Source organism: Stenotrophomonas sp. 21LCFQ19 (assembly GCF_056861425.1).
Map to the genome: position 1 here is coordinate 57,828 of NZ_JBSPUF010000001.1, position 26,582 is coordinate 84,409.

Here is a 26,582-nt window from a genome sequence, read left to right on the forward strand (position 1 = left end):
TAATAACTGCAGGAGGCCATGCCTAGTGTCGTCGCTCGATCCCACAACAAGAGAAAGCGCTTGGCACGTATTCCTGGCGTTCCTGCGACTAGGCCTGACATCGTTCGGCGGTCCGATCGCACACTTGAGCTACTTCCGTCTTGAGTTCGTCGAGCGCCGCCGTTGGCTGACCGACCGCAGCTACTCCGATCTGGTGGCCCTTTGCCAATTACTGCCAGGTCCCGCCAGCAGCCAAGTAGGAATGGCGTTGGGCTTGTGCCGCGCAGGCTGGCCCGGTCTGCTAGCCGCTTGGGCGGGCTTTACCCTGCCATCGGCCGTGCTGATGATTCTGTTTGCCTTGGGAGTTGCCAGATACCAAGGCATCGTTGAATCCGGCTGGCTGCATGGCCTGAAGATCGTAGCAGTTGCCGTGGTAGCGCAAGCCGTATGGGGAATGGCCCGATCCCTGTGTACGGACCGTTTGCGAGTAGGGATGGCGTTTTTCTCCGCCGTGGCGACGTCGGTATTGCCCTCGGTCGTCGGCCAGATGGCAGTGATCATTTTCAGCGGGCTACTCGGTCGCTGGGCGCTAAAAATCGAACCAGCATCCGATCAGTCCCCGTGCAGCTATCCCGTCTCGCGAAGAACTGGCACGGTGGCACTGACATTGTTCGTGCTGCTACTTGCTCTGCTGCCGATGTGGGCGGCTGCGAGCAATTCCCCCCTGGCTGTTCTGCTGGAGGGCGTATACCGCGCTGGCGCTCTGGTCTTTGGCGGCGGCCACGTTGTTTTGCCCTTGTTGCAAACTGCGGTCGTGCAGAGCGGCACCGTAAGCACTGCGGATCTGCTTGCCGGGTACAGTGCGGCGCAGGCTGTGCCAGGCCCTCTATTCACTCTTGCAGCGTACTTAGGGGCAATGGCCGACGGACCGCTAGGTGGCTGGGTAGGTGGCTTTGCGATGTTGGCAGTCATTTTCCTACCCGCCGTACTCATCCTCGTGGGGGTCCTGCCGTTCTGGGAGTCTTTGCGCTACCGCAAGGATTTGCAGGCTTCGATTGCCGGCGTCAACGCCGGGGTGGTCGGAATCCTGCTGGCTGCGTTGTACGATCCGGTGTGGACAAGCGCAATCCATAATCGATGGGATGTTGCGGTGACGCTGGTGGCATTCGGGCTACTGGTCGTCGTGCGTACACCTCCGGTCCTGGTCGTGTTGCTAGTTGGCATGGCGGGTTGGGCGATGGCGCGATAAAACCACTAGATCGGACAGTCACGACAGCGGAAAGTTCTAGCGTTCGCCTCGCTTACGCTATGCGCTGGAAATTTCGGTGGGGACCAAAAACAGGTGCGCGGTAACGCACGCGATGGACGCCAGTAGTTCCGTTGCCTACTCCGCACGTCTCCATGGCTAGCAGTCTCGTTGCAATGGGAGCATTGGCACCCCGCACATACATCGCGACTTACCCCGACGTCGCCATGAATGCAAAGGAAAGATGCATCGCGAGCACACGTCGCTCTTAGCCAAAGATAGCCGTTGTCTAACCACACCCAGCCCAAAGCCTGCGCGCGCAAGCGGTGCGCGGAACATCGATCGGTGGTCAGATCGAAAGGCAGGACGAAGAAAGCCGAGCCGCCTCCGGTAGATAAGCTCGCCACGCACGCAAAGAGTGCCCACCTTGCAAGGTGGGATGGCGGATCCAGCGATCGCGAACGAGGACTAGGGGATTTCGGGATTCAGGGTGTCTATCGGGGGGATGTCTGCATTTGGCCGAAATCGGACACTATTGCATCAGTTCAGAAAGGGCCTTGGCTAGGTTTTGGCATTAAATTTCGTTCTTACTAAGCCAATCCCGGCAATAAATTTTTGCGAGACTGTTTTCTGCCCGGCACATGGAAGTCCTCTGGCATCGACCTATGCTTCGTTCGATGACGGGTGCGTCGAATCCTTAAGGAGAACAAAGACACTCATCCTCCGCGTCCGGGGTGTGACAGGGGGCAGCTCGACCTTGACCGGCAGTAGCTCGCGGTTGTCCAGCGAGAGGCGGTATCACTTGGGGCCCCCAATGAGGTCGTGGTGCAACAAGAGCAGCATCCTCATCGTCTCCGCTGCACTGGCCGCGTTCTCCTTCGTGACTTGCCGCCGCGCCGTGTTCTTACAGAAGGGTCACTGCGAGATCGAATAAGGTGCTTGCTGCACCACTCTTTAGCCCTCGATTCCCCTGTTATGAATCGAACGAGCGATCGCAACATGGGTGAGAAGGACAGAGAGGGATCACGTAATGCCGCAACCCAGTATGTCGATACGAAGACCGCGGAAATACCGCAAGCAAGAATGGATGCGGCGAACCAACCTTCGCTTAATGCCCCCGCTTCTGGAGGGTTAGATGCTGAAAGAAATGCGGAAAATGCAAAAGCAATCGAATGAATCACCATTACGGAAGTCGATGCGGTTATGCGCGCTTTGTATCGGACGGACGCAAAAACGAATGTTGTTGATGCGATCAGTACGAGAACAAATGCAGCACATAGCACCACAAGTTCAAACACCTCTCTCATTTGTGCCATCGAGGTCATGACGGCAAGCAATACCAGCGCAACTATCATGACGCTGCTCCCCAGGAACAACCATGTATGTGCGGCGGAGCTAATCTGAGAAGCCGCCGCACGGTCTACAATGACTGCAGCGACCCACGCCATGACCAAGCTCCCGCCTGCGACAGTGGCAGGAATCCACATCATCGATTCGTGCGGATTGGGTGCTAATGGCTGCATTGCCAGCATGCCCCACACAGATGCGGCGACGAATGCAGCCAATGGGACGCCCGCTCGGTAACTGCCCTTCATGACCGCCCTCGAGTGCGAACAGCTGGCGACTGGATCCCACCTTCAGGGGTGACGAGAATCCGCTTATTCACTTCGACTGAGCCCCTCCATCAGCACAGCTCGTGCCTCGATTGAGGACTGGATGGAGAGCCTGTAGCCAAAACGCGGCAACGTATGGATCAACTTCTCTTCGCATGGCCCGTCAACAATCTTACGCAGACTCGATATTTGCGAACGGAGCAGGTCACGGTCAGGCGGCTGGTGACCCCAGACTGCGTATTCGAGTTGCTCCCTAGACACTGCTCCTGGACTCTCCCGCATCAGAACTTGCAGAAGCTTCCAGGAGGCCGGGTAGAGATGAAGTCGCCTCCCTGCACGGAACACCTCTAGCGTCGTCAGGTCCATGGTCAAGTTGCCCACCGTGAGTTGACGCATCCCCACTCTTCCGCGAGAGCGGGCGACCAATGCCTCCAAGCGAACCTCAAGCTCAAGCAGTTCGAAGGGTTTGGTGAGGTAGTCATCCGTGCCTGACCGAAATGCATTGATCTTGCTAGCGAGATCGGACCTACTCGCCAGCATGAGTACCGGAACAGACGAGTTGTGCTCCCTCCGCAGACTTCTCACCACGTCCAGCCCGCTGACGCGAGGGAGTTCCCATCCCACGACGACAACGTCGTAGTTGTTGGACAAGGCTAAGTGCAGGCCTGTCACACCATCCAGCGCAACGTCCACGCTGTGATGCTTCGCTTCGATCTCGGCAAGTACGTTCCGGACGACTTGTCGGTCACTGTCAATCAACAGAATTTCCACGATTAGGATTCCCGGAATCCAAGCAACCTAAGTGCATTGACTACCACCAACAGCGTGGTCCCCTCATGCACCGCAACGGCGGGGCCTATGCCCAAACCCATGACCGTGGCAGGCACGAGCAAAGCCACCACGCCTAGGCTCACGTAAAGATTCTGGCGAATAACATTTTTGGTACGTCGACTGAGCGCCACGGAAAAAGCGACCTGCCGCAGGTCCTCTGACATGAGAGCAACATCCGCCGTTTCCAGGGCGACATCGGACGAAGCCGCGCCCATCGCGATACCCACATTGGCGCTGGCCATGGCGGGTGCGTCATTGACGCCATCGCCAACCATTGCAATCCTCTGACTTGCCTTTATCTTCCGTATGGCGGAGACCTTGTCGTCCGGCATGAGGTTGCCCCACGCTTCATCTACCCCGACGTCTCTGCCTACGGACTGCGCGACGAGTTGGTGATCACCGGAGATCATGATCATCTGGCTCACGCCCAGACCACGCAACTTGTCCAGCGCTTGGCGTGCCTCTGCCCGCGGAGTGTCCATTAAGCCGATGACGCCCAGATCCCTATCGCCGAGCCGCACCGCCATCGTCGTTCGCCCGCGACTGCGCAGCACATCGATGCCTTCTTCGGCGGACGGGCCCAAAGCCGGAACCCCGTCAGCCCCAAACATTTCCATCTTCCCGATCCAGGCAGTCTGCCCACCAACATCCGCACGCACTCCTCGTCCGGCGAGATTCTCGAATGCATTGGCCACCAACGTGACCGACTCGGAAAGACGTGTCTTCCCATCAGCTACGATGGCGGCCGCCAACGGATGGTCACTCAGCGCCTCCACAGCGACGCTGACCTCTAGTAACTCTCTCTCGGTTACGCCCTCTGTCACAACAATGTCGGTCACGCGGGGCTTGCCCTCGGTCAGGGTGCCGGTCTTGTCGAAGGCGATTGTCGTGACCATGCCAAGCTCCTCAAGCGGCGCACCGCCCTTGATCAGCACCCCGCTACGCGCCGCGCGTGCAATGCCGGCTAAAACAGCACTGGGGGTGGCAATGGCCAGTGCGCACGGGCTGGCAGCAACCAGCACCGCCATGGACCGGTAGAAGCTGTCACGGAACGGCTCATCTATCACCACCCAAGAGAACAGTAGAACGCTGGCAAGCACCAGAACGCAGGGAACGAAGATGCGCTCAAACTTGTCCGTAAGGCGTTGAGTGGGTGATTTTCGTGTCTCAGCCTCGCTGACCATCTTGACCACGCGTGCAAGCGCGGATTCCGTAGAGCGCCGGGTAACCTCTACCTCCAACGATCCGGAGCCGTTGATGGTTCCGGCAAACGCTCTCGACGCCATGTCGACTGCGTCGGGACGGCGCCTCGCTTCTTCGGCGTCAGATACGGGATGTTTGTCCACCGGGATGCTCTCACCTGTCACCGGTGCCTGGTTGACGTTGCTGGATCCCTTGACCACGAAGCCATCAGCAGGCAACCGATCATTCGCTCTTACCAGCACGATGTCACCGATCTGCAGCGCGGCGACCGGCACCTCCACAGGTCCGCCCTCCTTCACCACCAGGGCGGTCTCCGGTGCCAGTTTGGCGAGGGCCTCGATGGCGCGCTTGGCGCGCCCCATAGCGTAGTTCTCCAGCGAATGACCCAGGCTGAAGAGGAATAGCAGCAATGCGCCCTCTGCCCAGGCTCCGAGGGTGGCGGCACCTGCTGCTGCCACCAACATGAGCGTATCGATCTCGAAACGCTTCTGTCGAATGTTCTCTATTGCTTCGCGCAGGGTGAACCATCCACCGAACACGTAGGCAAGCATGTACAACGCCGTAGGGATCCATGCGATCCTGAACGCACCCGATTTCTCAATTATGAAGCCGGTCACGAGCAGTAGCCCGCAGATTATGGCGAACATCAGCTCTGCATTGGCTCCAAGCAGGCCATCGTGGGAATGGGCGTCTCCCTTATTCGGGGATGCGCCACTTTCTGTTGCTTGGCTCATCTCTATTCTCCGATTGTGATCTGAGCATTCAAGGCTCGGGCGCAGCAGATTCTGCGCCCGAGCACGGTGTCAGCTAATCAGTGATCTTTGTCCTTTCCTACGACAGCGGTGCTTGGCTTGGCTATGCGGCCAGCAAAGGTGGGAAGCACCAGCAACGTGAGAATGGTCGCGGTAAGCAAGCCACCAATAACGACGGTAGCGAGCGGCTTTTGGACCTCTGCACCCGAACCGCTGGCGATGGCCATGGGAATGAAGCCGACAATGGCCACCAGCGCAGTGGTGAGGACGGCGCGGATACGACTCGCTGCCCCGTTGAGAGACGCCACCAGTGGTGCATCACCTGCATCAAGCCGTTCCCGGATGGCCTGCATCAGCACCAGGCCGTTCAGCGTGGCAACGCCGGACACCGCAATGAACCCCACGGCGGCAGACACCGAGAACGGCATCCCCCTCAGCAACAAAGCCAGGATGCCGCCCACCAACGCCAGCGGTACGCAGCTGAACACTAGAATGGCTTCCTTGGCGCTACGGAGCGCCATGAACAGCAGTGCACCAATCAACAGGAAGACAACCGGAACCACCGCCGCCAGTCGCTTCTCTGCCCGCTGCAGGTTCTCGAACTGCCCGCCCCAAGTGAGATAGGAACCTGCAGGCAGCTTCACGTCCGCTACCGCCGTCTGCGCTTCGCCAACAAACCCGCCTAGGTCACGCCCACGGACGTTTGCTTGCACCACGACGCGACGGCTGCCGTTGTTGCGACTGATCTGATTGGGGCCTTCGCTTATGGTGATCCGGGCGACTGACGAAAGCGGTATTACCGCACCGGAGGGTGTGGCAATGGGCAACGAGCTGAGCTGATCCGGATTATTGCGGGCGGCGTCATCCAAGCGCACCACCACGTCAAAGCGGCGGTCACCCTCGAAGATCTTTCCGGCAGCAGTGCCGCCGATGCCAGTCGACAGAGCGTCGCTCACATCGGCCGCCGTCAACCCGTACTGCGCAGCTGCAAGATGGTCGATCTTGACGTTCAGGGTTGGCAGGCCGGAGATCTGCTCGACCCGTACATCCGCCGAGCCTTGGACGCTACGCAGCTTGAGCGCCACCTGGTCTGCAACCTTCTGCAGCTCACCGAAGTCATCACCGTAAATCATCACGGCAAGGTCGGTGCGCACACCAGAGATGAGCTCGTTGAAGCGCAGTTCAATGGGTTGGCTGAATTCGAAGCTGTTGCCGAGCTGCTTCGAGGCCACGGACTCGAACCGACCGACGAGCTCATCCTTCGAAAGTTTCGGATCCGGCCATGCGCTTCTGGGCTTTAGCACGATCACGCTGTCGGATATGTTGGTGGGCATCGGGTCGATGGCCGCCTCCGCGGTACCTGTCCGGGAGAACACCGTCTCCACTTCCGGCTCCTTGGCAATGGCTTTCTCCAGTGCCAACTGCATGGCCAGTGACTGCTCCAACGAGGTCGAAGGAACTCGCAGCGCCTGCATGGCCAGGTTGCCCTCATCCAGCGTAGGCATGAATTCACGGCCCAACATCATGAAGGAGGTCACACCCACAGCCAGGGTGAGCACGGCGCCACCCAACACGACGCGCGGCATGGCGACAGCCCGCTCAATCACAGGCTCGATCCGAGTGCGCAGCACCTTGATGAGTTTGGTCTCGTGCTCGCCGTGATGGAGCTCCTCGCCCGGCTTCATCTTCGGCTCGCGCACCCAGAGGGCGGTCAGTGCCGGCACCAGGGTAAAGGAGAAAATGAACGCGCCCAGCAGCGCCAGCATGAAGGTAGCTGCCATTGGCTGGAAGGTTTTTCCTTCGACACCTTCCAACGTCATGATCGGCAGGAAGACCAGCAGAATAATCAACTGGCCGAAAGCCGCAGGGCGCGCCATCTTTTTGGCCGATTCCGTTGCCACCTTCATCCGCTCCGTGGTAGTCAGTGGCCTGCCCAGTTCGGCGCGGCGCTGACCCAGCATCAACAGCGTGGATTCAATGACGATGACCGCACCGTCCACAAGGATGCCGAAGTCCAACGCACCCAGGCTCATCAGGTTTCCGCTGATCCCGAACCGGTTCATGCCGATCACGGCAAACAGGAACGACAGCGGAATCACCAATGCCGTAATGGTTGCGGCACGCAGGTTGCCCAGCAGCAGGAACAACACCACCACGACCAGCAGTGCGCCCTCGGTCAGGTTCTTGGCAACCGTCTTGATGGTTGAGTTGACGAGCTGGCTTCGGTCCAGCACGGGCACGGCAAAAATGTTTGGCGGAAGCGACTTGTTCACCTCGATCAGCCGGTCCGCAGCAGATTGAGCGACGGTGCGGCTGTTGCCGCCAGCGATCATCAGCGCCGTACCCAGCACGGCCTCGTGTCCGTTGCGGCTGGCGGCACCGAGACGCGGAGCGCGACTGAGCTCGACATCGGCAACGTCGGCGACACGGATCACCACGCCGTCCTTGGTAGCCACCGGGGCCTGCGCCAGGTCGCCCGTGGTCAGCGCCAGACCGTCGGCACGAACCACGAGGCCCTCGCCAGCGCGTTGGACAAAGCCTGCGCCAGCTTGCACATTCGACCGCTCAAGCGCTTGGACGAGGTCGGACAATCCCAGTCCGTATGCAGCCAAACGTGCGCTATCCGGATGGACGCCGTACTCCTTCACATAGCCGCCCACCGTATCCACGCCGGCAAGGCCTGGACTGGAGCGCATTTGGGGGGCGATTATCCAATCCTGCACGGTGCGCAAGTAGGTGGCACGCTCTTCTGCAGTTGTGAGTCGGTTGCCTTCTGGCGTTAGGTAAACCTCGCCCTCCTGCCAGCCGGCTTGCCCCTTCGGTGCCAGGTTCTTCGGGTCGTAGTCGGTGAAGTCGACCGTCCACATCAGCACCTCGCCCAGACCGGTAGTCACCGGTGAAAGGACCGGGGATACACCTTCCGGCAAGTCTTCCGCTGCTTCGCGCATGCGCTCGGCAACCTGTTGTCGCGCGAAATAGATGTCGGTCTGGTCGGTGAAGATCGCCGTGACCTGCGAGAAACCGTTGCGCGACAGCGAGCGGGTGGTGTTCAGGCCCGGAATGCCGGCCAATGCCGTCTCAAGTGGATACGTCACCTGACGCTCGATCTGCTCCGGTGTCAGTGCGGGCGCGATCGAATTGATTTGCACCTGTCTGTTGGTGATGTCCGGGACCGCGTCAATGGGCAGCTTGCTCAGCTGAAAGAGGCCCCAACTGGCCACCATTGCGGCGAGGAATACCACCAACCAGCGGAAGCGGACCGCTGATTCAATGATGATAGTGAACATGTATGGATTCCTTAGTGGCCGTGCTCGGCTTCACCCTTAGCCAGTTCGGCCTTGAGTAGAAAGGCATTGGTGCCTACGATGCGCTCGTCGCCTTTGAGGCCGTTGACGATCTCGACGCTGCCGCCGGCACGACGTCCCACCATCACTGGCGTGGCTTTGAAGCCTTCCGGGGTTTCGATAAACACCACGCTGGCACCGTTCACTGTCTGCACGGCATCGGCCGGTACGCTGAGCGAATCGGCGTCTCCGTCGGCCACCACCAGCGCCGAAATCGGTGAGCCTGCAGGCGGCAACGCTGCGGTCAGCGGCTTCGCACGAATCACCGTGGTGCCACCCTGCTGACGGATGTCGGCGGCCACACCGGTGACCTCTGCCTGGAACGCGCCCGTCGGAGCGGTCACCTCCAGCTTCATACCGGCGGCGACCTGTGAGGCCAGTGCAGGTGGTGCAGTGAAGACCAGCTCGTTCATGTCGGGATTCGAAACGTCGGCGACCACACTGCCCGCTGATACAACCCCGCCCGGCGTAACCTGCACGTTGCCGACGACGCCCGACACCGGGCTGGTAATGCTCACGCGGCCGGAACTGTCGGGCGAGCCATTGGCCGCCGCCTGGGCGCGTGCCGCCGCAGCCGCCGCTTCAGCGGCGATCGAGCGCGCACGCGAGGTTTCCATCTCCTGGCGGGCAACGACGCCTTGTTCCACCAGCGCCTTATCGCGCCCATACACCAATCGGGCGACTTCGGCCTCGGCTCCCGCCGAGACTGCCGCTGCACGGAATGTAGCCGCGTCACCGCTAACCACGACAGCAAGCGTCTGGTTGGCCTTCACTTGGGAGCCCGGTGCCACCAGGACACGTTCAACGCGACCGGTGACGGTTGCCGCGACCGATGCACGCGCGCCAATGGAGGGCTCTACGCGTCCTGCAATGCGCGTGGAAGCACCACCGCCCCGCCCTACGGCCATCACGCCCACGCCAGACGCCTTGATCTGGTCTGCGGTGAGCTTGACCACGCCCTCTGGGGCCTCTTCTTCTGCATGTGCGCCAGCTTCCTCACCGGCATGGGCGTCGGCGGGCTTGGTATTGCCCTCACCTTCGCCTTTATCCTCCTGGTGGCCATGGCCGTCATCTTTTCCCGATGCTTCCTTTTCGGTCGCGGGGGCTTCGCTGGAACCCTTGCAGGCGGTCAATCCACCAGTGAGAACCAGGGCCGACAGCAGCAGCGCGCCGACGAGAATGGGGTTACGGGGCTTGTTCATTTCTGCTCCAGAAAGGGGACGCGTCCTTCGAGACGGGCAAGTTCAATTTCGGCGGCGACGCGTGCCAGTCTTGCGTCTACGGCAGAGGCGCGCGCAGCGATCAGGGTCGAGCGGGTGCTGCGTAGCTCCAACTGGGAGATGCGGCCTGTTTCAAACCCGATGCGGGCGAGTCGGTAGGCCTCCTCGCCGGCCGTGACGCTATCGTCCGCAGCCCGCGTTCTGCTGTTGGAAGCCTTCAGTGATGCGATCGCGGAAAGGCGATTGGCTTCACTCTCGCGCTTCTGTTGCTCGAGCCGAGCATCGGCAGCACGCTGCTCGGCATATGCTGCGCGAATCCCGCCGCTGTTCCGGTCGAAGAGCGGGATCGAGAGACTCACTCCGATGTTGTAGGCACGCTCGTTTGCGAGGCGGAAGTTTGTCTGTGCCACGGTTGCGCTCAGGTCGGGAAGCGCGCGCTTGCGTTCCACGTCCACGAGCCTGCCCGCCGTCGCCGCTTCGGCCTCGGCGATCCGGACCGCCAATGCTGCACGGGTATCGCCCATGGGCAGCGGGGGTGCACGATCCAGCAGGCTTTCACCGATGGCGTTTACGGATGCATCCAGCTGCGCTGCTCCTGCCAGTCGCGCAAAGGCTGCATCCCTGGATGCCAGGGCTTCGTCGAGCGCGGCCTTTGCATTGGACACTTCACTCTGCGCTTGCAAGGCACGGAGCTGGGGCTCCCGCCCCTGTTGGACCATGGCACTGGTGGCGTCCGCGTCGTCCTGAATGAGCTGGAGTGCTTCATTAGCGAGCTCATAGCGTCTCAGTGCGCTCTCGGCCTGTGCATAGGTCGTTGCTAGGAGCGCGGCCACTTCGCTCCGGCTCAATTCGCTACGCAGCCCTGCGGCCTGGGCTTCGCTCTGCGCTGCACGCACACGCGCACCTCGCTGACCGAACAGCTCCAGCGGTTGGGACAAGGTGATGATCGAATCGGCGTTGCTGGTGCCGCGATATGCGCCGGTGCCCTGCGTGTTCTCGAGGTCGTAGGAGAGCGTCGGATTCTTGAGCGCACGAGCCTGTTGAACACGGGCATCGGCGGCTTCAGACAATGCAACGCCTTGAATGGTGCCCGACAGCTGATCAAGACGAACCAGCAGGTCGTCATAGGAGGGCGAAGCTTGCGCTGACGCAGGCCCCGCAGGCGCGAGCGCCAGCAGGACAGCCACGAACAGCCCGGCCGCCTGAAGCGGCCGACGTGTGGAGGTCGACATTTAGAGTTTTCCAGAGGTGAAAAGAAACGAGATCCCGCACTACGCGGGTCAAGCTCAGATCAGCCCTGGGGCGGACGCGTCAATCCATCAAGTACAACGGCATAGGCGTTGATGTCAGTAAACGCGTCCCATGCCGCCGACACCACCTGCGGCGGAGGGCTCACAGCTTCCAAAGGAAGACTGGCATTGGAATGATGGCAGTGGCCATGACTGCAACCGGCTGCTGGGACCTCGTGGCCTGCCTTCCCATCCGGATCACTCGCAACATCCTGTGCAGCACTCACCGTTGCGTGCGACTCAAGCGCGCAAGCCAGTGTGTCGGAAATGGGCACGACCACAAACGCCGCCATCAGCAGCATCATCAGGTAGAGCCCAATTTTCCGGGAAGTTTTACGCATTCGGGAAGGCTATCAATGGCTTGGGCATGGATACAATAACAATAGAGGCCGTTGCGACACGGGTTCAGATCTAAGCGCCCGTTGGACAGCTACAGAACCCACCAGCCCCCAGCTAGCGTAATGATTGGAACATGCACTTCACATGAGCCCGATAACACCCCATGCCAACACCGCATTGACGAGCATCATGAACACAGCGGCCGAGCCCATGTCCTTGGCCCGTCCGGCCAATTCGTGGCGTTCAGGCCCGTACCTCTCTATAACAGCCTCAACAGCGGAGTTGAGCAGTTCCGCCGCCAAGACCAGCAGCAACGAGCCCAGCAGCAGCACGAACTCGACCGGAGTTTCGGCTACCCAGAAGGCTGTGGGGGTAAGCAACAACAGAACAACCGCCTCGAGGCGGAATGAGGACTCGTGCAGCCAAGCCGCGCGAATCCCCAGCATGGACCATCGAAATGCCTTCAGCACGCCGAGCGGGCCGCGAGGTCGGTGTCCATAGGTGTCAGCCATGTCTATTCCTTGTTCTTCCGTCATGTGTGAAGGTTGCAGCCAGTGGGGATCTCTTCCCACTCATCTCTCGGCGCGGTCAAGCGACTTCTCGCATCGGCCAAACAGATTCAATGCTTCGTCCCTGGATCTGGTCTGCACTTGCATGAGCCCGAGCACCGAATGAAACAGGTTGTCATGACTTAGGGGTTTAGTTGCCTGCTCCCGAAGACATGCAGCATCGATTCCACGGCTCTTCTGGAGGCCATCCGACAGCCACACAACCATTGGCACCTTGACCTGTGTGGATGGGGCGATCGCATAGGGAAGTCCGTGGAGGTAGAGGTTTGCTTCCCCTAGCGACTCGCCGTGATCCGACAGGTAGATCATGGCGGTGTCGTGCGACGAATCCGCCGCTAGCATGTCAACGGTTTTTGCAAGAAAGTCGTCAGTTGCGACAATTGCGTTGTCGTAGGCGTTGACGATCTCCTCTCTAACGCACTTTCCAAGATCAGCGCTGCGACAGTCCGGCACGAACGTCCTAAATTCCTCACCGTAACGTTTGAAGTAGGCCGGACCGTGGTTTCCAAGCTGATGCAGAACCACCACGACGTCCCCAGGATTGTCGTCAATGGCATCGTGTAGTCCGCTGAGCATCACTTCGTCTCGGCAGGCCTGGTCCGTACACAGCGGATGCGTGGGGGGGACCCTGTAGGATTCAAACGCAAGGTCTGCGCAGACGCCTTTGCATCCAGACTGGTTATCGCGCCATAGCGTCTTGACGCCCGCACGCTCCAGCACATGCAGTAGCGACTCAGAGCGCCTGATCCTATCCCGGTCATAATTTCGCCTTCCATACACGGAGAACATGCAGGGCACGGAGACCTCTGTGTTAGATCCACAGGCGGTCACGTCTTCGTAGTTGACCACATTGCGCCTAGCCAGCTGCGGCGTTGTCTGCCGTGCGTAGCCGTTCAGCCCCCAGTTCTGCGCGCGGACAGTCTCACCTACCACGATCACTAAAAGATGGGGCTTCGAACCTACCGGATGCATCTCGATCTGTGCATCCTCGGCCACCTTGGCCAGGGGGCCGGGCTGAGCGCGGCGATCCTGTTGGAGCACGCGGATGCTGGACACGATGTAGTTCTCGGGTGTGATCAGGTAACGCGCGGATTTGTTGTTGCGCATGAGCGAGGACAGATCATCGAACTGTGAGAGGACCGCACCGCCGCTGATGCCAACGGTTACGATCAGCAGCAGCAGACGCGCGGCCAATAATCGCTTCAGACTGCGGGCAGGACGAATGCGAACCCATAGCAACGCAAGCAACGGAGGCGCACTCTTCAGGAGCATCGCGCCCGCAAAGCCTAGCGTCATCAGCTCACTGGCTTCCGCCGTGTCTGTCCTGAACACGTTGCGCAGCATGCTGGCGTCAAAAACGATGCCGTAGTTGTCTGCGTAGTAGGCCGTCGCGGCGGACGCAGGCACCAATACGAAAAGGATAGGCTTCAGTGACCAGCGCCAGCCGATAACGGCGAACAGCACCACATGAATGCCGGTGATGAAGATCAGTGCCGCGCCCAGAACCAGTGCCTGCGCAACTCCCTCTTGGTTTGCCGCACCGATGACGAATCGAGCGAATGCGTTGTTGAACACCGCCGTGAAGTAGAGCGACGAAATGAGAATCAGCGCTATCTGACCGACTTCCGGACGATTGCGCCAACGCGGTAAGCCGGTCATGCCAAGACTCGCCGTGGTGGGACTGAATAAATCAGAAAAACAGATAGTGCGGCCCGGAGCGCGTAATGCGTCCAAAGCAGGAAGATGGCCATGGATATACCCAGGAGGAAAGCGTGCGATGGGGGCGACAAGCACACGCGGTTCCGCATCCACAATTCCCCATCACAACGACGTGAATCGCTGCGCTGTGTCATTCGCACAGCTTGGGGAACTACCGAGGGTGCAGCGGTGATGCCGCCGTTCAGTCGCTCAGCAGGCGAGCGACACGGGTTCTGTCAGCCCCTGGGAGGCCGGATCAAGCCGTCGCGCCTGTCCGATGGGAGGTTGCCTGCGGAGACCAAGGCAAGGGATTCAGATGCAGCCGCAACATCTTCCATAGTCAACGCAACGGGCACTTGGCACACGCCACCGTGATGACAGTGTCCGTGCGTGGAAACGCTATCTTTTCTTGGGTCAGATAGCTTCGACGATTCCTGCAATGCATGCACCTCCCCTTGATCACCACACACCATGGTTTCGATCGATGGCACGGCAAGAAACACCGCCATAAGTAGTGCGAGCAGAAGACGGATGGCTGGGGAGGTGCCTCGATGCATTGAGCGAAATGACCAGATGCTGGCGGAAAATGAACGCTGCTCCATAGGGCGTCCGTGGCTGCATTGTCTACGATAAGAATGGAAAAAACACCTGAATTCAAGGCGAATTTAGATGATACAACCGCCCTCATCGCCGCATTCCGACATTCCTCAGACGTTTGCTTTTCCGCGATGCCTTTGGCTGCGGGGTGATGCAGGATCAACTACAACGTTTTTCCGACAATCTAGAATCGGCACGCGGAATTGGTCACGCAGCTCGATACCGCTGCGCGCAGCGCGGTGGGTGATAGTGCCATCAGCGACTTCCCGTTGATGTAGAACGTTGCTGTACCCCAGATGGCAGCCACCTTGGCGTCTGCATAGTCCTGGGCGATGAGCATCTCGACAGGCTTGTCCTGTAGGAACTTCAGTGCCATTCCAACGTCCAGCTCGGCACAGCACGCAACCAACGAGATCAGATCAGACGATCTGACGATGTCAGAGGAAGTGCGTTTGACACCAATTTTGCGCGTGGATACCCTTACATTTAATCATTACATGAATAGTTGAAATGAATGAGGCGGAAGCGCTGCGAGGATTTGGCGCAATTGCACATCAAGACCGTCTGCGCATCATACGAATGCTCGTGGTGGCCGGGCCGGCTGGAATGTCCGCCGGATCTATTTCGCACGAGTTGGGAAATGCAAGCCCGTCTAGGGTGTCCTTTCATCTCAAAGAACTGGAGCATGGCGGCCTTGTTGCGGGCCGCCGTGCGGGCAGGTCAATCATCTACAGTGCTAGCTTCGCAGCCCTGTCCGACCTAGTTGCGTTCCTGATGCGTGACTGCTGCAACGGCCACTGCATCCACTGCGATAGAGCGATCAAACTCTTTGCCCAGTGCACTGGCCGGCCTGCTCGATCAGTCGTTGATCCGTGAGAAAACGCAGTGAATACGCGGCCCGCAAGAGTAAAGCGTGCAAGAACCCACGCTTCTGCCCAAGCTGGGAAACGGATAAAGCGATGACGGCGAGATGCTCAGGTGTGGCCGAATGACTGAACGATCTGGGGTTTATAAGTGAAGCTGCATCACCTGCGCGAGCAAATGGAAAGGCACCAGACGGCGATCTACTTCGCCGCCATGGCCATGGGTTTTCTTCTGGCTCTCAAGGTCCCTGGGACGGGACGGCTGGAGGTGCTCATCACGCCGGCCTTGGGGGCGATGCTCTTCGTGACGTTCCTGCAGGTGCCGCTGTCATCTATAGCAGCGTCCTTGAGGAATTTGCGATTCGTCGCTGCCTTGCTAGTCACCAATTTCATAGCAATCCCGTTGCTAGTTGCATTGATGGTACCGATGTTCCCGGAGCAGCCGCTGATCGCCATCGCCATGCTCTTTGTACTTCTATGTCCGTGCATCGACTATGTGGTTACTTTCTCGCATCTTGGCAAGTCGGACGCTCCACTGTTGCTGGCAACAACTCCAATCCTCTTGATTGTCCAGATGATTCTGCTGCCACTCTACCTTAAGATCTTTCTTGGTCAGGCTGCCGCAGATCTGGTTCGGCCAGGTCCATTCCTGCATGCCTTTGGCTTTCTTATCGTCATCCCAATATTGCTGGCTGCTACTCTGCAGGGATTGGGCCGAAGATCCGTCTGTATGGAAGAGGTCGAGCGAATTGCTGGCGCCCTTCCGGTACCAGCCACAGCTGCAGTCCTGTTGATCGTCATAGCCGCGGTAACTCCTCAGCTGGAGGCTGCACTGCAAGCCGTGGCTGCGGCGCTTCCGGTCTATCTCATTTACGCAGCTATCGCCCCCCTAGTCGGCCTGGCCGTAGCAAGAAGTTTCAACATACCAGCCGCTGCCCAGAGGGCCATCGCGTTCTCGGCAGCTACCCGCAACTCGCTGGTGGTGTTGCCTCTGGCTCTAGTTGTGCCCGGAGCTTTGCCAATCATTCCCGCCGTGATTGTTACTCAGACCTTGGTAGAGCTTGTCGCCACGTTGGTTTACATCCCTTTGATCCCGCGACTGGCGAAAGCGCCATGATGTAGGTCAACGCTTCAACAACCCAATCTTGCAGTTGCACCTAGGTAGAACAAGACTCCGCCAAGCGGCACCATCGCCTGATCCCATGGCGTCCAGGCAAGTCCAGAATTCATACTAAGCCCGCAGAAATGCGGGCTTTTTTGTGCGTCTTGGTCCGGGCTTGTCCACGTACATCCAGCGGCTTTGGGGGTACAAGTGGGGGTACATTTCGAAAAAAGGAGTTCAGCAAGGAGGATGTACCCCCAATGGGTGCTAAGCAATTGACAGATATGGCCGCGCGCAATGCGAAGGCATCCGGATCGAGCACATCCAGTCGGGTAAACCGCAGCAGAACGCCTACGTCGAACGCTACAACCGCACCGTTCGCTACGCCGAGCAGGCCATGACCTTGTTCGAGACCATCGAACAGGTGCAGGACAAGGCCACACGCTGGCTATGGACGTACAACCATGAGCGCCCCAACATGGCGCTCGGTGGCATCACGCCAGCAGTGAAACGGGCGATGACCGCATAGCTCCACTTTTGGCGACCGCTAGAAGCGGGGGGATTACCTTCCACTTTGCGGAATATTTTTGGAAAAAAAAAAGAAGCACGATCGAAGAGGGTTGGCGGTATGAAAAATTCTTGTTCGCCCCACCAATTCCGAGGGACCAAAACGAGGACGCTCTTGCTGAGCGCCCTCCTCTCGCTTTCTGTTATTGGTTGTTCCCGCCCGTCAACAGTGTCGGAGGAAGGGGTATGCCCACCGCTCGAACTGCTGGAGGCAATCCAGAAGGACCAGGAGATCGAACGTTACGTCACCGGATTCTTCGAGAAATCCGAGCTATTGGTCCTCTGGGATGACATGCCGAGCAAACTGGAGGATTGCAGCAATGGCCGCGGTCACATCAGGTTCATCAGATCCTCCACCCCAAAGGTTTCGAGGAACGCCGATTTCATTCTGATTGAACGAATGTACTTTGATGCGGATGCAGCATTCGTCAATGCATACCTGTATCCCTCAGGCAAAAACATCGATGCGCTCTTGCGGAAGCGAAATGGACAGTGGCAGGTGATGCAAAGATCTCTGTGGGAGAATTGAACAATCCTGGATTGCAAGCGGCAGAGCCGAAGAGAGCATTTTCAAGTCAAAAATTTTGACTCGGGAAAGTTGAAGTGGATCGATGAGCTTATGTGCTGAGCTTCAATAACGTAGATCTAGAAGCGATATGTCGCAGCGATCGTAAAGCAGCCTCTGATGATCGCACCGATTGCCATCCCCATTTTGTTCCAAGTTTACTTCTCCCCAGGACTGACCTATCTCCTCAACCGCCGCCTCGGTGGAGTCCACTGCGTTGCCGGGCCATCCGCACCGATCAGAGCGAGCAAGTTCTTTGAGCTGGCGGTGGCAACGGCCGTGGGGCTGTACGGGTGGGTCAACAGCGTGGGATAGCCGGAAGGCATCGTTTTTCAACTGTGTTGCGAGTGCCCGCAGCGACAATGCAGCGTGAGGGAGTTCCAGGTCCTTGACTAGGAGCCAATCTGTCTTCCATCTGCGGGGACGGGTAGTTTTTCCGGGTCGGCGATGGGCTGGCAGGTACCACGGATCAGGTCTTCGCCCCCATTTTCTTGGGCCATATGGCGTTCCTCGAATTCGCCGGTCGAGCGCTTGTATATGAAGGTGCGCGTCATCAACAGTTGTTCGCCGCCCTCCGAATACAGGTGCGAAACCTGCGTGTAGCGGTCACCCTCCACCTGTAACGGCGAAGGGGTGCGCTGTGGTTCCCATAGGTGTGGTTGCCAATGCCGGCCTTCGCCCGCATGCAGTTGTTTGATGTCACTCCAGAACCACATGCGGTGATCGGCGATCTTGATGATCCAGCCGCTGCGGACCTGCTTGCCGGTGACGCCAATGCCGACGATGCTGCACTCCAATACCAGCGGCGGCGATGGCGGCGGCAGATCGCACCGGCCGGTCTGTGCCTCGCACCACGGCCACTCGCGCTCGCTGGCAACCTGTGCCAGTTGCCCGAAGGCCGGCGCAATGTCCGCGCCTGCGCCGCGAAAGAACCCCTCCATGAAGTGGCTGGCCTTCAGTGTCTGGTAGTCGTGCCAGGCGTTCGGGCCAGGCATTGGCCGGACACCCGTTGCGATGCAGTTCAGCGTAAAGCGCAGCGGCGAGCCCTTTTCGAGGGCGCCACGGAAGTCCCGTAGTACGGTCGCCTCCACCTCGCAGTTTCCCCGTGCTTGCCCACGCAGAAGCGTCACCTGCGTCACTTGCAATTGCAGGTGATGTGGTGCCTGCTCGCGTGCCTGCTGGTAATACTCCGAAGCCAGCGCAGCATGTGCTGTCGGCGAGACAATTGCCGCTGCTGCCATTACAGTTCCCAGGGTCATCCACTTCATGCACAACTCCCGTTGCCAGCTTCGTACTCGACATTTCCCGTAAACAATCCCACGCGCAGCTTTCCGTTGTCGTAGGTGTCGATCAATAGCTGGCTGTCATCATGGTTCAGCCTCGGCTTGCGGCAGCGCCACCATGTTGATGAAGTTGATGTCGGTGCCTTGGCGGCCGCTTCCGCGCCTAATAGTTCCTCCAGCGTGAACTGGAGTCGCAGCTTGCCATCAGAGGCATATACGGCCAGCACTGTGCCGTGCCCCATCTGCGCCCAGTCATCCAGCGCAACCAGTTGGCCCTGCCCGGTCAGCAATATCTCTACTGGGGCGATGCGGTTGCGCAACTGGAAACGGGTTTTCAGGGCGTACTGCGCGTTCTTCGCGTCATAGCTATATAGCTCTACATCGGATTCTTTGCCGCCACGCAAGCTGCCGGGTGTCACCCGCGCCAACGCTTGGCCATCGCTACTGGCGACCACCTTCAAGGAGGGCGGTGCCCATGAGTCTGCCTGCGCCGTGCCGATGATCGACAGCAGCAGGCATGGCAGTAGGTAACGAAGGAAACGACGCAAAGGCATGGGCGACTCTCTTGGTAAAGCAGACTGAATTGTCACGGCACAATCATCGGATAAGTGTTCCGACCTTCTGGGTGAGGGGGCGCGCAACGAGTGCGCACCTGCCGATGGTTCGGGCATCACAATCGCGCAAGATGGAGCGCGGTTGAGTGCGTTTCTAAGGGGAAGTCGGGCGGCCCTCCACCTATCGCCATGCAGAGTCCGCTGAACTCCAACTTCAAACGTTTGCCGCCATCGGGCACATGCGTGCCGTCGTCTATTCGCAGGCGGTAAGCGCCGCTGCGAGGTTCCAGTGTTTCCTCGCGTCGATAGATTCCCCCGATGCGACGATCGGTGAGGGTGTAGGTCAATACGTGGTGCTGCCGGGCAAAGCGGCAACGCCATTCTTCTATCTGATGCGAGGTCTGCACTTGTCGTCCATACAGTGGTGGCCCCCATGCGTCGCCGCTCCATTCCCGCCAGCCTTCGGTAGGGGATGCCTGCATCCAATCTGTGCCTTGACCTTCCGCTTCGCAGCGCAGGGCTTTAGCAGCGGCGTGTGGCATCAGAAGGAGCAGAAGGCTAATGGTGCTGGTGGCAATGATGATTCGAGCTGGCATGGCGTGTGTTGGGAGGTGCCTCTGGAGCAATTGTTGCCGCGAGGAGTTACTGCCGGCGGGTCAGGACCTGCCTTTGCACGTTGATTGCAGGGACCTGATCGCGCTTTCCACGTCATCGGCTAGCTTGTCCGTGACTCCGATACTCGCGTAGGGCACACGATTGGGTGTCGACACATCAAAGCGGGTCCAGCCGGGATTGGCGTTGTTCGTGCGGACGAACGTGGACCGTCTCCAGTCTATGGAATACGAACCGTTGAACATTGCCTTGGGATCTGTGTGGAGCGTGTAAATCCACTTGCTGTCCTCATTGATTTGCATCTCCTTCACCAACGGGTCGGTTGGGAAGTCGAAATTCCCCCCACTGAGGCTTCCATGTGCACCTTTTACTACGACGCTTCGTGCCGATGTCGTACACGTGTCTTGCGCTCCCTGTGGATTGACGCTTTCGAAATTCGATATTTCTAGCCGCACGAGGTAGTTGGTCTGAGAGCTGCGATACTCAACCCAGCCCCTCAGAAACTTCCGTCTGTAGCTGGCATCGGTTGCGGCTATTTTTGGCAAAGCGCCGAAATTTTGATCAATGACGTTACCGATCTGAAAATGTGCTGTTTTGTCTTTGAGAAACCCGAGGAGAAGCGCTTGTGCTTCGTCTGGCGTTCGTGATGCAGTCCTGCGGGCTTCGATAGCTGCAGCTTGGGAATCGGTGAGGCATGTTCCCGTCATGTTTCCGCGCCAAGTTCCACCGGGCGCACCCCTGATAATAGCCTCGACTTTCGCTTTGCCCGTCTGCAGGTCAATGGAATACTGAGCGAGGTAGTTCAAGTTGAAGGTTTTATTCTGAAGGTTCGTGAAGGTCCCGTGGGAATCAGCGTCAACACCTTGAATTTCCTTGCCGCCAACGAGAGAGCCAAACAGAACCCAGTCAGGACGTCTATAGTCCTCTCGTGCATACAAAGCGTTCCCTTCGACTTTGAAGTTCGTGAATATCGGTGGCTCATTGAGCCTCGAGTATCCAGCGCGAAGCGCGTTGTCGAACTCATTGTATTGGCAGTTGTAGACTTCGGACTGAGGCTGGGCAATTGCAAAATTTATGCAGGACAGCAATAAGGTAAGAGTGGTGGTCAGCTTTAGAAAGACGTTTGTCATGGTTGTCCCCGGGTGAGCTTTAATGTTCTCGCGTGAATCGATCCACGAGAATCGCCTCCTTGCTCTGGTCGGCATTGGAGGTGGCGTTCCTTATGAATTTTCGAGCCTTTCGCTATAAACAATATTTCTAGCGACGAAAAGCTGTCCGAATGGAAGTGACACGAGAGCGGGAATGTAGTGAAGCATCATAGTTACTTCGCAGCCTCTTGTAGGTTTGTGGTGGCTGCGTGTCGGGAGAGTAATTTTTGTGGAGAGTGACGTCTGATGGCACCTCTTCCCTTTTGAGGCGTCACTAATATGTAGCTAGAGACTGATCATGCTCGCGAGTTCCTATCCAACCGACTTTTCTTCTCAGTGGGAAGATCTTCAATGTGGAGTTGCTGGTCGCCACTGTTCCAAGGCCTCAAATGGCGATGAAAGCTCCAATGTCGTTGGCACCGCCCAAACCTGCGCGGTGCCTGTTGCATTCTTCATGCCTTCAGTTGCTGCAATAGCGAACATCCGTTACATAAACTCGCATCTCTTCTGGCTCACAGTCCAGCGAGAATTCGCGTTTGATTTCATGCGAATCACCAAAGCAGCTGGCCCCGCCGACAAAATTCCTTATGGTTCCACTGGCCGGATAAGAGCTTCCGTACTTGGTGGGGCAGTTGGCGCTGTAATCGATGTCAATGCACTCGTTGATATTCGGACGGTCCCCTATCAAAAATGGTTTGTTTCCTCCGCCAGGACAGGTTGTGGCTGACAGTCTTATTTCTGTCCTCAACGTAGCAGGGGGTTTACTGTTCCAGGTTTGAGCGAGAGATGCGGCAGAAGCTCCCAAGAGGGGCAGCAACGCGAGCAGGAGGACTTTTTTCTTCATTGGTGATTCCCTTCTTTGGGCGATCTTTGGGGTGGAGGAACGAAGCGCGCTGGTTCAAGGCCTCCAATGTACAAACACGGGCTCAAATGGCCGAACGGCGCGACGCTGTGCAGCGGCTTGGCGATCGCGCTCCATGCGTACAGCTAACAATTGTTCGTCGTGCCAGCAGCGCTCGTAGCCCGCGTTGGCACCGAAGCGGGCGTCGACGTTGTGGGCAAAGGCAATGGCGAAGGTGGTGTCGTTGTCGTAATAGCGACGGCGCTGCAAGGAGAATACTTCCGAATAGTACGTTCGCCCCTGGATGATGTCGGTGGCCGCGCAGTAGGCGTGGATGACGTCGGTGTCCTGTACCGGGCCGGACGCCGCAGGCAGGGCAAGCACAAGTGTCAGCACCCCCGCTGCGGCCTGAATCCTCGCCTTCATGTCTTGTCCCCAGTGGAGCACCAGCCACGCGATTGCCAATCCGTGCGGGCTGGGCGACGCACGATGCCAGCGACAGTTGACCGCAGCCACAGAACCCAAAGACACTCCCATCCTGGGCTTGACAACGGGGGGCAATGCCTTGAACCAGGAACGACAGTTGGCGGCGGTGCTGGAGCCGCTGTATGCGGCTGCGCTGCAGCCCGAGCGCATGGCCGAGTTCAGCGCGGCGTTGTGCGCTGCAACAGGTAGCCATGTGGGTGCTGTGATGGTGCACGACAGTGGGCATGGGCAGGGTCGGCTGGATCTATTGGTGGGCGCTGACCCAGCCCAGGCAGCGGTCTATGAACAGGAGTTTGCCGGCGACAACCTGTGGATGCAGCGGGGGCAGCACCGAATGGCTGCTGGCACGGTGATGGACAGTGACACCGTGGCAACTCGGACCGAGCTGCGCCGCACCCGTTACTACAACGAGTATCTGAAGCAGGGTGACGTGGAGCAATCGCTGGCCATGTGCGCCAAGGCCGACGCCGAGGGAGTTGTGGTTGCCACCCTATGCCGTAGTGGCAGTCTGCAACCCTACAGCCGGCGCCAATTGGCACTGGTGCAAGCGGTGGCTCCGCACTGGGTTAATGCCTACGCCATCCAGCGTCGGCTCAGCTTGTTGGAGCAAAGGATCGAAACGCTCGAAAAGGCGGTCGAGGCAGCGCCATTGGCAATGGTGACATTGGATGAATCGCAGCGTGTGAGCCGCATGAATCCGGTGGCCGAGCAACTGTTCCGTGATGGACAGACGGTGCATCTGAACCAAGGGCGGCCGGAAGCAGCGTTTGCGCCACTGCAACTTCGCAAGGCTATTCAAGAGGCGGTGGTGGGCTGCCACACCGATGGTAGGCAGCAGCGGGCTGCGGCTAAGGTGATCCTGCAAGATGCGGCGGGGCGCAGCGTGCTGGTCGCATCGGTGCATCCTTTGGCGGCGTCGGATCGAACGGGTCAACGTGCCGCCATCTTGTTCCTGCAACCGCTGGCAGGAGGCAGGGCACTGACTGTGGACCTGCGCCAACTGTTTGGCCTGACGGCCGCCGAAGCCGCATTGGCCTGCGCCCTACACCGTCAGGGTGATCTTGCGCAGGCGGCGGAGCACTGTGAGATTGCGCTGACCACCGCACAGACCCGGATAAAGTTGATCTACGACAAAACCGGCGAGCGTGGTCTGCCGGCATTGATGCGCCTATTGGCGGTGGTGGCGATGACGAGCAACTGAGTCATCTTGGTGTCGTGGTATGCAGTGCGGAGTTCATCGCTGATCCGGGACAATGCCCACCCCGCTGATGGCGTGCAGACTGGTTCTTAGCCGAAGGAATACATTACGCCCCAGACGTACTGCCGCTGCCGACATTCGCACCATTGTTCGAACGTGAGGTCTTCTGGCCGATCACGCCATGCGAGGAAGTCCTCAATCAGCTCGCGCTGCTGTGTCAGCGCCCGAGTGAAGAGTGCCTTTTCTTCATCATCTTTCAGCTGCGCCAGAAGCTCCGTGGCTTCGGCCAGGCACTCACGTACGAACGTGGTTTCGCATACCAGCTCGCCGTCCGGCAAGTGATGGGTGGCGAAAGCCAGGCTATTGATGAGATCGCGCAACAGATAGTTGCGGGCAGGCATTTCATCCGCATCCAATGCCACAGCGGTGCGCAACGCCGCACGATCCTTGTGCAGAATGCCCAGCCAGCGGTGGACTACAGCGTCCTGCGGCTGGTCCTGCCGCCATTGGGCGAGCGTTGGTTCTATCAACTGCTTGGCAAGCGGGTGCGGGATTAAGTTGTGAACAGTGGGGTTGCGGTGCTGGATTTCCAGTAACCATTCGACCAGTTGCCTGCGCGTAGCGAAATCCAAGATCAGTGCTTCTGCGATGAAGTCCTCCAGCGCAGCTTGTGATTGTTTGCGCAGGCCCTTTGCCTTGAGTTGGCAACTGCGCGCGAAGGCTTGCAGGCGCGGCAAGGTTTCGGCCTGTCTAGCTATGGCATCCAAACCTTCAAATTTTTCCTGATTCCAGTATTGGGTCATCGGGGAGCCGCCTAGAGTCACAAAAAACGCACGGTGGGAGAGGGGCTGATCCCATGCAGGCAGCGCAAAATATCCTAGCAAGAACTCTCAGGAGCAATGCTGCCTTCCTCTTGCTCGCCAGGGTCGTTGACCGTAGCGGGTGACCACCTCCCAGCGCTTTCAGCCATTCAAAAGTACAGAAATTCGGCGAAACGAGTCCCAGGCAGAGAGGAGGCGTTGCCATGAAGGAGTCCAAGTTCACCTAGGCGCAGATTGCGCTTGCCCCGTGTCAGGTCGAGGGCGGTGCATCGGTAGGCGGGACGTGTCGGAAGATGGGAACTTGCGGGACCACATGTTGGCAGCTGCAAGAGCGAGTGCCTGGACTGAGTGAATCCGAGGAGCAGCCTTGCCGTCGCGCGATGGCGCAGTTGCTGGCTTGGCCAGTGCTTTTGTTTTCAGTGCGCTCCCCGCGATGACTTGCGCATGTATCGAACGTTTGGCTGGAGCGCCACCGTTTTGCTACGAAGATTCAGGTTTCGTTCTGTTTGTCACTCTCGCTCTTACGATAATGTGATGAGTGTCCCGTTTTTAACATTTCAGGGGTACAGCGCATATATGATGCAGCGGCGAACAAATCGGTACGCGTAGCCTCTGGGGGAGGGGTCTTGAGAATTCTGTCTGTTTTCGGCACTCGCCCTGAGGCGATCAAGATGGGGCCGTTGGTGGGGGCTTTGGCGAAAGCACCCGGTATAGAGTCGGTCGTGGCTACCACTGGTCAGCATCGTGCGATGTTGGATCAGGTGCTGGGGTTGTTCCAGATCACGCCGGATCATGATCTCGATGTCATGGTTGGCAATCAGACCTTGAACGGGCTGTGTGCACGCCTGTTCGAGCGTCTGGATGAACTCTATGCACGTGTCGAGCCTGATCTGGTGTTGGTGCACGGTGATACAACCACGGCCATGAGTGCGGCGATGGCCGCATTCCACCGTCGCATCCGTATCGGTCATGTCGAAGCGGGTTTGCGCACTGGCAACCTGCAACAGCCGTGGCCGGAAGAGCTCAATCGCCGCGTCGTTGATCTGGTCAGTGACCACCTGTTTGCGCCGACGCCTGAAGCGGCACGGAACCTTGCAGGCGAGCGGCCGTCTGGGCAGCTCATCGTGACCGGCAACACCGTGATAGATGCCTTGAAGCAGACCGTGGAACGCATTGAGCGTGATGCCGGGCTGCGTGGTGCGATCGACGCTGGGTTGCCGTTGCGCGAGGGCCGGCGCCTGCTTCTGGTCACCGGACACCGTCGCGAGAGTTTTGGCAATGGTTTTGCCGAGATCTGCGCGGCGTTGGCTGCATTGGCACGCGAGCCGGGATTGGACATCATCTACCCGGTGCACCTCAATCCGAATGTGCAGGGGCCGGTGCATGCGCAGTTGGCGGGGCTGGAAAATGTCCATCTGCTGCCGCCGCAGGATTACCTCAGTTTCGTAAGGCTGATGCAGCTTGCCGATGTGGTGCTGACCGATTCCGGTGGCGTCCAGGAAGAGGCGCCTGCACTGGGGCGACCGGTGCTGGTCATGCGCGATGTCACCGAGCGCCCGGAGGCGGTAGCGGCGGGTGCGGTAACGCTCGTCGGAACCTCCGCCACACGCATCATCGATGGTGTTCGGCAGGCGCTCGCTGCGCCGGCAAAACCCGCCATGTTCAATCCGCTTGCCAGCCCCTACGGCGATGGCAATGCGAGTGATCGCATCGTAGCGGCGCTGTTGGGGGCGTCGTATTCCGAGTTCATGCCACAGCTGTCGTTGCGGGCAGCGCGGGCCAACGCACCACATCTTATCGAGCACGCCGAATGAGCAATCACGCATACCGAGCTGGAAACTTGAGTACGTCGCTGTCGTTGG

General features: G+C 58.9%; 23 protein-coding genes and 2 pseudogenes. 9 read left to right on the plus strand and 16 right to left on the minus strand.

Features of this window, described 5'->3' with window-relative positions:
* Positions 1–25: 25 nt before the first annotated feature.
* Positions 26–1,228 (plus strand): chromate efflux transporter, encoded by a 1,203-nt coding sequence (gene chrA, locus AC13FW_RS00320; RefSeq protein WP_296248008.1) that lies wholly within the window; start codon positions 26–28, stop codon positions 1,226–1,228.
* 842 nt (positions 1,229–2,070) lie between these two features.
* On the opposite strand, the gene AC13FW_RS00325 is transcribed toward chrA, so the two are convergent.
* From AC13FW_RS00325 to AC13FW_RS00370, 10 genes are all read right to left on the minus strand, one after another.
* On the minus strand, positions 2,071–2,820 hold the full coding sequence (locus AC13FW_RS00325; protein WP_296248009.1) for a hypothetical protein: 750 nt from the start codon (positions 2,818–2,820) through the stop codon (positions 2,071–2,073).
* Between the two features lie 63 nt (positions 2,821–2,883).
* Complete coding sequence (locus AC13FW_RS00330) at positions 2,884–3,609, minus strand: response regulator transcription factor (RefSeq protein WP_296248012.1); 726 nt, start codon at positions 3,607–3,609, stop codon at positions 2,884–2,886.
* Between the two features lie 2 nt (positions 3,610–3,611).
* Complete coding sequence (locus AC13FW_RS00335; protein WP_296248014.1) at positions 3,612–5,606, minus strand: heavy metal translocating P-type ATPase; 1,995 nt, start codon at positions 5,604–5,606, stop codon at positions 3,612–3,614.
* A gap of 77 nt (positions 5,607–5,683) precedes the next feature.
* Positions 5,684–8,911 carry an efflux RND transporter permease subunit gene (locus AC13FW_RS00340; RefSeq protein WP_296248016.1) on the minus strand — a complete coding sequence of 1,076 codons (3,228 nt, stop codon included), beginning with the start codon at positions 8,909–8,911 and terminating at the stop codon, positions 5,684–5,686.
* Positions 8,912–8,922: 11 nt separating this feature from the next.
* Complete coding sequence (locus tag AC13FW_RS00345; RefSeq protein ID WP_296248018.1) at positions 8,923–10,170, minus strand: efflux RND transporter periplasmic adaptor subunit; 1,248 nt, start codon at positions 10,168–10,170, stop codon at positions 8,923–8,925.
* Positions 10,167–11,420 carry a TolC family protein gene (locus tag AC13FW_RS00350; RefSeq protein ID WP_296248020.1) on the minus strand — a complete coding sequence of 418 codons (1,254 nt, stop codon included), beginning with the start codon at positions 11,418–11,420 and terminating at the stop codon, positions 10,167–10,169. Before AC13FW_RS00350 ends, AC13FW_RS00345 begins: the two co-directional genes overlap by 4 nt.
* A 59-nt stretch (positions 11,421–11,479) precedes the next feature.
* Positions 11,480–11,818: a hypothetical protein gene (locus tag AC13FW_RS00355; RefSeq protein ID WP_296248022.1), complete on the minus strand. Its 339-nt coding sequence runs from the start codon at positions 11,816–11,818 to the stop codon at positions 11,480–11,482.
* Between the two features lie 138 nt (positions 11,819–11,956).
* On the minus strand, positions 11,957–12,328 hold the full coding sequence (locus tag AC13FW_RS00360; RefSeq protein WP_296248024.1) for a diacylglycerol kinase: 372 nt from the start codon (positions 12,326–12,328) through the stop codon (positions 11,957–11,959).
* Positions 12,329–12,388: 60 nt separating this feature from the next.
* On the minus strand, positions 12,389–14,044 hold the full coding sequence (locus AC13FW_RS00365) for a phosphoethanolamine transferase (protein ID WP_296248027.1): 1,656 nt from the start codon (positions 14,042–14,044) through the stop codon (positions 12,389–12,391).
* Positions 14,045–14,864: 820 nt separating this feature from the next.
* On the minus strand, positions 14,865–15,056 hold the full coding sequence (locus AC13FW_RS00370) for a DsbA family protein (protein WP_296248029.1): 192 nt from the start codon (positions 15,054–15,056) through the stop codon (positions 14,865–14,867).
* 134 nt (positions 15,057–15,190) lie between these two features.
* Here AC13FW_RS00370 and AC13FW_RS00375 point away from each other — a divergent pair, with 134 nt between their 5' ends.
* The 5 genes and pseudogenes from AC13FW_RS00375 to AC13FW_RS00395 form a co-directional block, all read left to right on the plus strand.
* Positions 15,191–15,556, plus strand: coding sequence for an ArsR/SmtB family transcription factor (locus AC13FW_RS00375; protein WP_296248031.1), 366 nt, complete (start codon positions 15,191–15,193; stop codon positions 15,554–15,556).
* A 138-nt stretch (positions 15,557–15,694) separates the two neighbouring features.
* Positions 15,695–16,660, plus strand: coding sequence for an arsenic resistance protein (locus AC13FW_RS00380; protein ID WP_296248033.1), 966 nt, complete (start codon positions 15,695–15,697; stop codon positions 16,658–16,660).
* 277 nt (positions 16,661–16,937) lie between these two features.
* Positions 16,938–17,174 (plus strand): annotated as a pseudogene (locus AC13FW_RS00385) (integrase core domain-containing protein); the annotation flags it as partial.
* 153 nt (positions 17,175–17,327) lie between these two features.
* Positions 17,328–17,741 carry a hypothetical protein gene (locus AC13FW_RS00390; RefSeq protein WP_482987803.1) on the plus strand — a complete coding sequence of 138 codons (414 nt, stop codon included), beginning with the start codon at positions 17,328–17,330 and terminating at the stop codon, positions 17,739–17,741.
* A 138-nt stretch (positions 17,742–17,879) separates the two neighbouring features.
* Positions 17,880–18,071, plus strand: a pseudogene (locus tag AC13FW_RS00395) (arsenical-resistance protein); the annotation flags it as partial.
* 98 nt (positions 18,072–18,169) lie between these two features.
* Here AC13FW_RS00395 and AC13FW_RS00400 read toward each other — a convergent pair.
* The 4 genes from AC13FW_RS00400 to AC13FW_RS00415 form a co-directional block, all read right to left on the minus strand.
* On the minus strand, positions 18,170–19,045 hold the full coding sequence (locus tag AC13FW_RS00400) for a hypothetical protein (RefSeq protein ID WP_482987804.1): 876 nt from the start codon (positions 19,043–19,045) through the stop codon (positions 18,170–18,172).
* Positions 19,042–19,614, minus strand: coding sequence for a hypothetical protein (locus AC13FW_RS00405; RefSeq protein ID WP_296251230.1), 573 nt, complete (start codon positions 19,612–19,614; stop codon positions 19,042–19,044). Before AC13FW_RS00405 ends, AC13FW_RS00400 begins: the two co-directional genes overlap by 4 nt.
* Before the next feature lie 116 nt (positions 19,615–19,730).
* Positions 19,731–20,210, minus strand: coding sequence for a hypothetical protein (locus tag AC13FW_RS00410; protein WP_296251231.1), 480 nt, complete (start codon positions 20,208–20,210; stop codon positions 19,731–19,733).
* Between the two features lie 60 nt (positions 20,211–20,270).
* Positions 20,271–21,356, minus strand: a complete 1,086-nt coding sequence (locus AC13FW_RS00415; RefSeq protein WP_482987805.1) for a hypothetical protein — start codon at positions 21,354–21,356, stop codon at positions 20,271–20,273.
* Positions 21,357–21,672: 316 nt separating this feature from the next.
* Here AC13FW_RS00415 and AC13FW_RS00420 point away from each other — a divergent pair, with 316 nt between their 5' ends.
* The gene (locus tag AC13FW_RS00420) at positions 21,673–22,101 is read left to right on the plus strand and encodes a hypothetical protein (RefSeq protein ID WP_482987806.1); all 429 of its coding nucleotides are present in this window, start codon (positions 21,673–21,675) and stop codon (positions 22,099–22,101) included.
* A 171-nt stretch (positions 22,102–22,272) separates the two neighbouring features.
* Here AC13FW_RS00420 and AC13FW_RS00425 read toward each other — a convergent pair whose 3' ends face one another.
* Positions 22,273–22,641 carry a hypothetical protein gene (locus AC13FW_RS00425; protein ID WP_482987807.1) on the minus strand — a complete coding sequence of 123 codons (369 nt, stop codon included), beginning with the start codon at positions 22,639–22,641 and terminating at the stop codon, positions 22,273–22,275.
* A 139-nt stretch (positions 22,642–22,780) separates the two neighbouring features.
* Between AC13FW_RS00425 and AC13FW_RS00430 the strand changes: the two genes are divergently transcribed.
* Positions 22,781–23,902: a hypothetical protein gene (locus AC13FW_RS00430; protein ID WP_482987808.1), complete on the plus strand. Its 1,122-nt coding sequence runs from the start codon at positions 22,781–22,783 to the stop codon at positions 23,900–23,902.
* Positions 23,903–23,988: 86 nt separating this feature from the next.
* Here AC13FW_RS00430 and AC13FW_RS00435 read toward each other — a convergent pair whose 3' ends face one another.
* The gene (locus AC13FW_RS00435) at positions 23,989–24,702 is read right to left on the minus strand and encodes a hypothetical protein (protein ID WP_482987809.1); all 714 of its coding nucleotides are present in this window, start codon (positions 24,700–24,702) and stop codon (positions 23,989–23,991) included.
* Positions 24,703–25,346: 644 nt separating this feature from the next.
* Here AC13FW_RS00435 and wecB point away from each other — a divergent pair.
* Positions 25,347–26,534, plus strand: coding sequence for a non-hydrolyzing UDP-N-acetylglucosamine 2-epimerase (wecB, locus tag AC13FW_RS00440; RefSeq protein ID WP_296251237.1), 1,188 nt, complete (start codon positions 25,347–25,349; stop codon positions 26,532–26,534).
* Positions 26,535–26,582: the final 48 nt, after the last annotated feature.

Excerpts from the sequence above, each read along its gene's own strand:
- AC13FW_RS00325 (WP_296248009.1), bottom strand. The coding sequence starts at position 2,820 with ATGAAGGGCAGTTACCGAGCGGGCGTCCCATTGGCTGCATTCGTCGCC.
- AC13FW_RS00335 (WP_296248014.1), bottom strand. The coding sequence starts at position 5,606 with ATGAGCCAAGCAACAGAAAGTGGCGCATCCCCGAATAAGGGAGACGCC.
- AC13FW_RS00340 (WP_296248016.1), bottom strand. The coding sequence starts at position 8,911 with ATGTTCACTATCATCATTGAATCAGCGGTCCGCTTCCGCTGGTTGGTG.
- AC13FW_RS00345 (WP_296248018.1), bottom strand. The coding sequence starts at position 10,170 with ATGAACAAGCCCCGTAACCCCATTCTCGTCGGCGCGCTGCTGCTGTCG.
- AC13FW_RS00350 (WP_296248020.1), bottom strand. The coding sequence starts at position 11,420 with ATGTCGACCTCCACACGTCGGCCGCTTCAGGCGGCCGGGCTGTTCGTG.
- AC13FW_RS00355 (WP_296248022.1), bottom strand. The coding sequence starts at position 11,818 with ATGCGTAAAACTTCCCGGAAAATTGGGCTCTACCTGATGATGCTGCTG.
- AC13FW_RS00360 (WP_296248024.1), bottom strand. The coding sequence starts at position 12,328 with ATGGCTGACACCTATGGACACCGACCTCGCGGCCCGCTCGGCGTGCTG.
- AC13FW_RS00365 (WP_296248027.1), bottom strand. The coding sequence starts at position 14,044 with ATGACCGGCTTACCGCGTTGGCGCAATCGTCCGGAAGTCGGTCAGATA.
- AC13FW_RS00370 (WP_296248029.1), bottom strand. The coding sequence starts at position 15,056 with ATGGCACTGAAGTTCCTACAGGACAAGCCTGTCGAGATGCTCATCGCC.
- AC13FW_RS00375 (WP_296248031.1), top strand. The coding sequence starts at position 15,191 with ATGAATGAGGCGGAAGCGCTGCGAGGATTTGGCGCAATTGCACATCAA.
- AC13FW_RS00400 (WP_482987804.1), bottom strand. The coding sequence starts at position 19,045 with ATGAAGTGGATGACCCTGGGAACTGTAATGGCAGCAGCGGCAATTGTC.
- AC13FW_RS00405 (WP_296251230.1), bottom strand. The coding sequence starts at position 19,614 with ATGCCTTTGCGTCGTTTCCTTCGTTACCTACTGCCATGCCTGCTGCTG.
- AC13FW_RS00410 (WP_296251231.1), bottom strand. The coding sequence starts at position 20,210 with ATGCCAGCTCGAATCATCATTGCCACCAGCACCATTAGCCTTCTGCTC.
- AC13FW_RS00415 (WP_482987805.1), bottom strand. The coding sequence starts at position 21,356 with ATGACAAACGTCTTTCTAAAGCTGACCACCACTCTTACCTTATTGCTG.
- AC13FW_RS00420 (WP_482987806.1), top strand. The coding sequence starts at position 21,673 with ATGCTCGCGAGTTCCTATCCAACCGACTTTTCTTCTCAGTGGGAAGAT.
- AC13FW_RS00425 (WP_482987807.1), bottom strand. The coding sequence starts at position 22,641 with ATGAAGGCGAGGATTCAGGCCGCAGCGGGGGTGCTGACACTTGTGCTT.
- AC13FW_RS00435 (WP_482987809.1), bottom strand. The coding sequence starts at position 24,702 with ATGACCCAATACTGGAATCAGGAAAAATTTGAAGGTTTGGATGCCATA.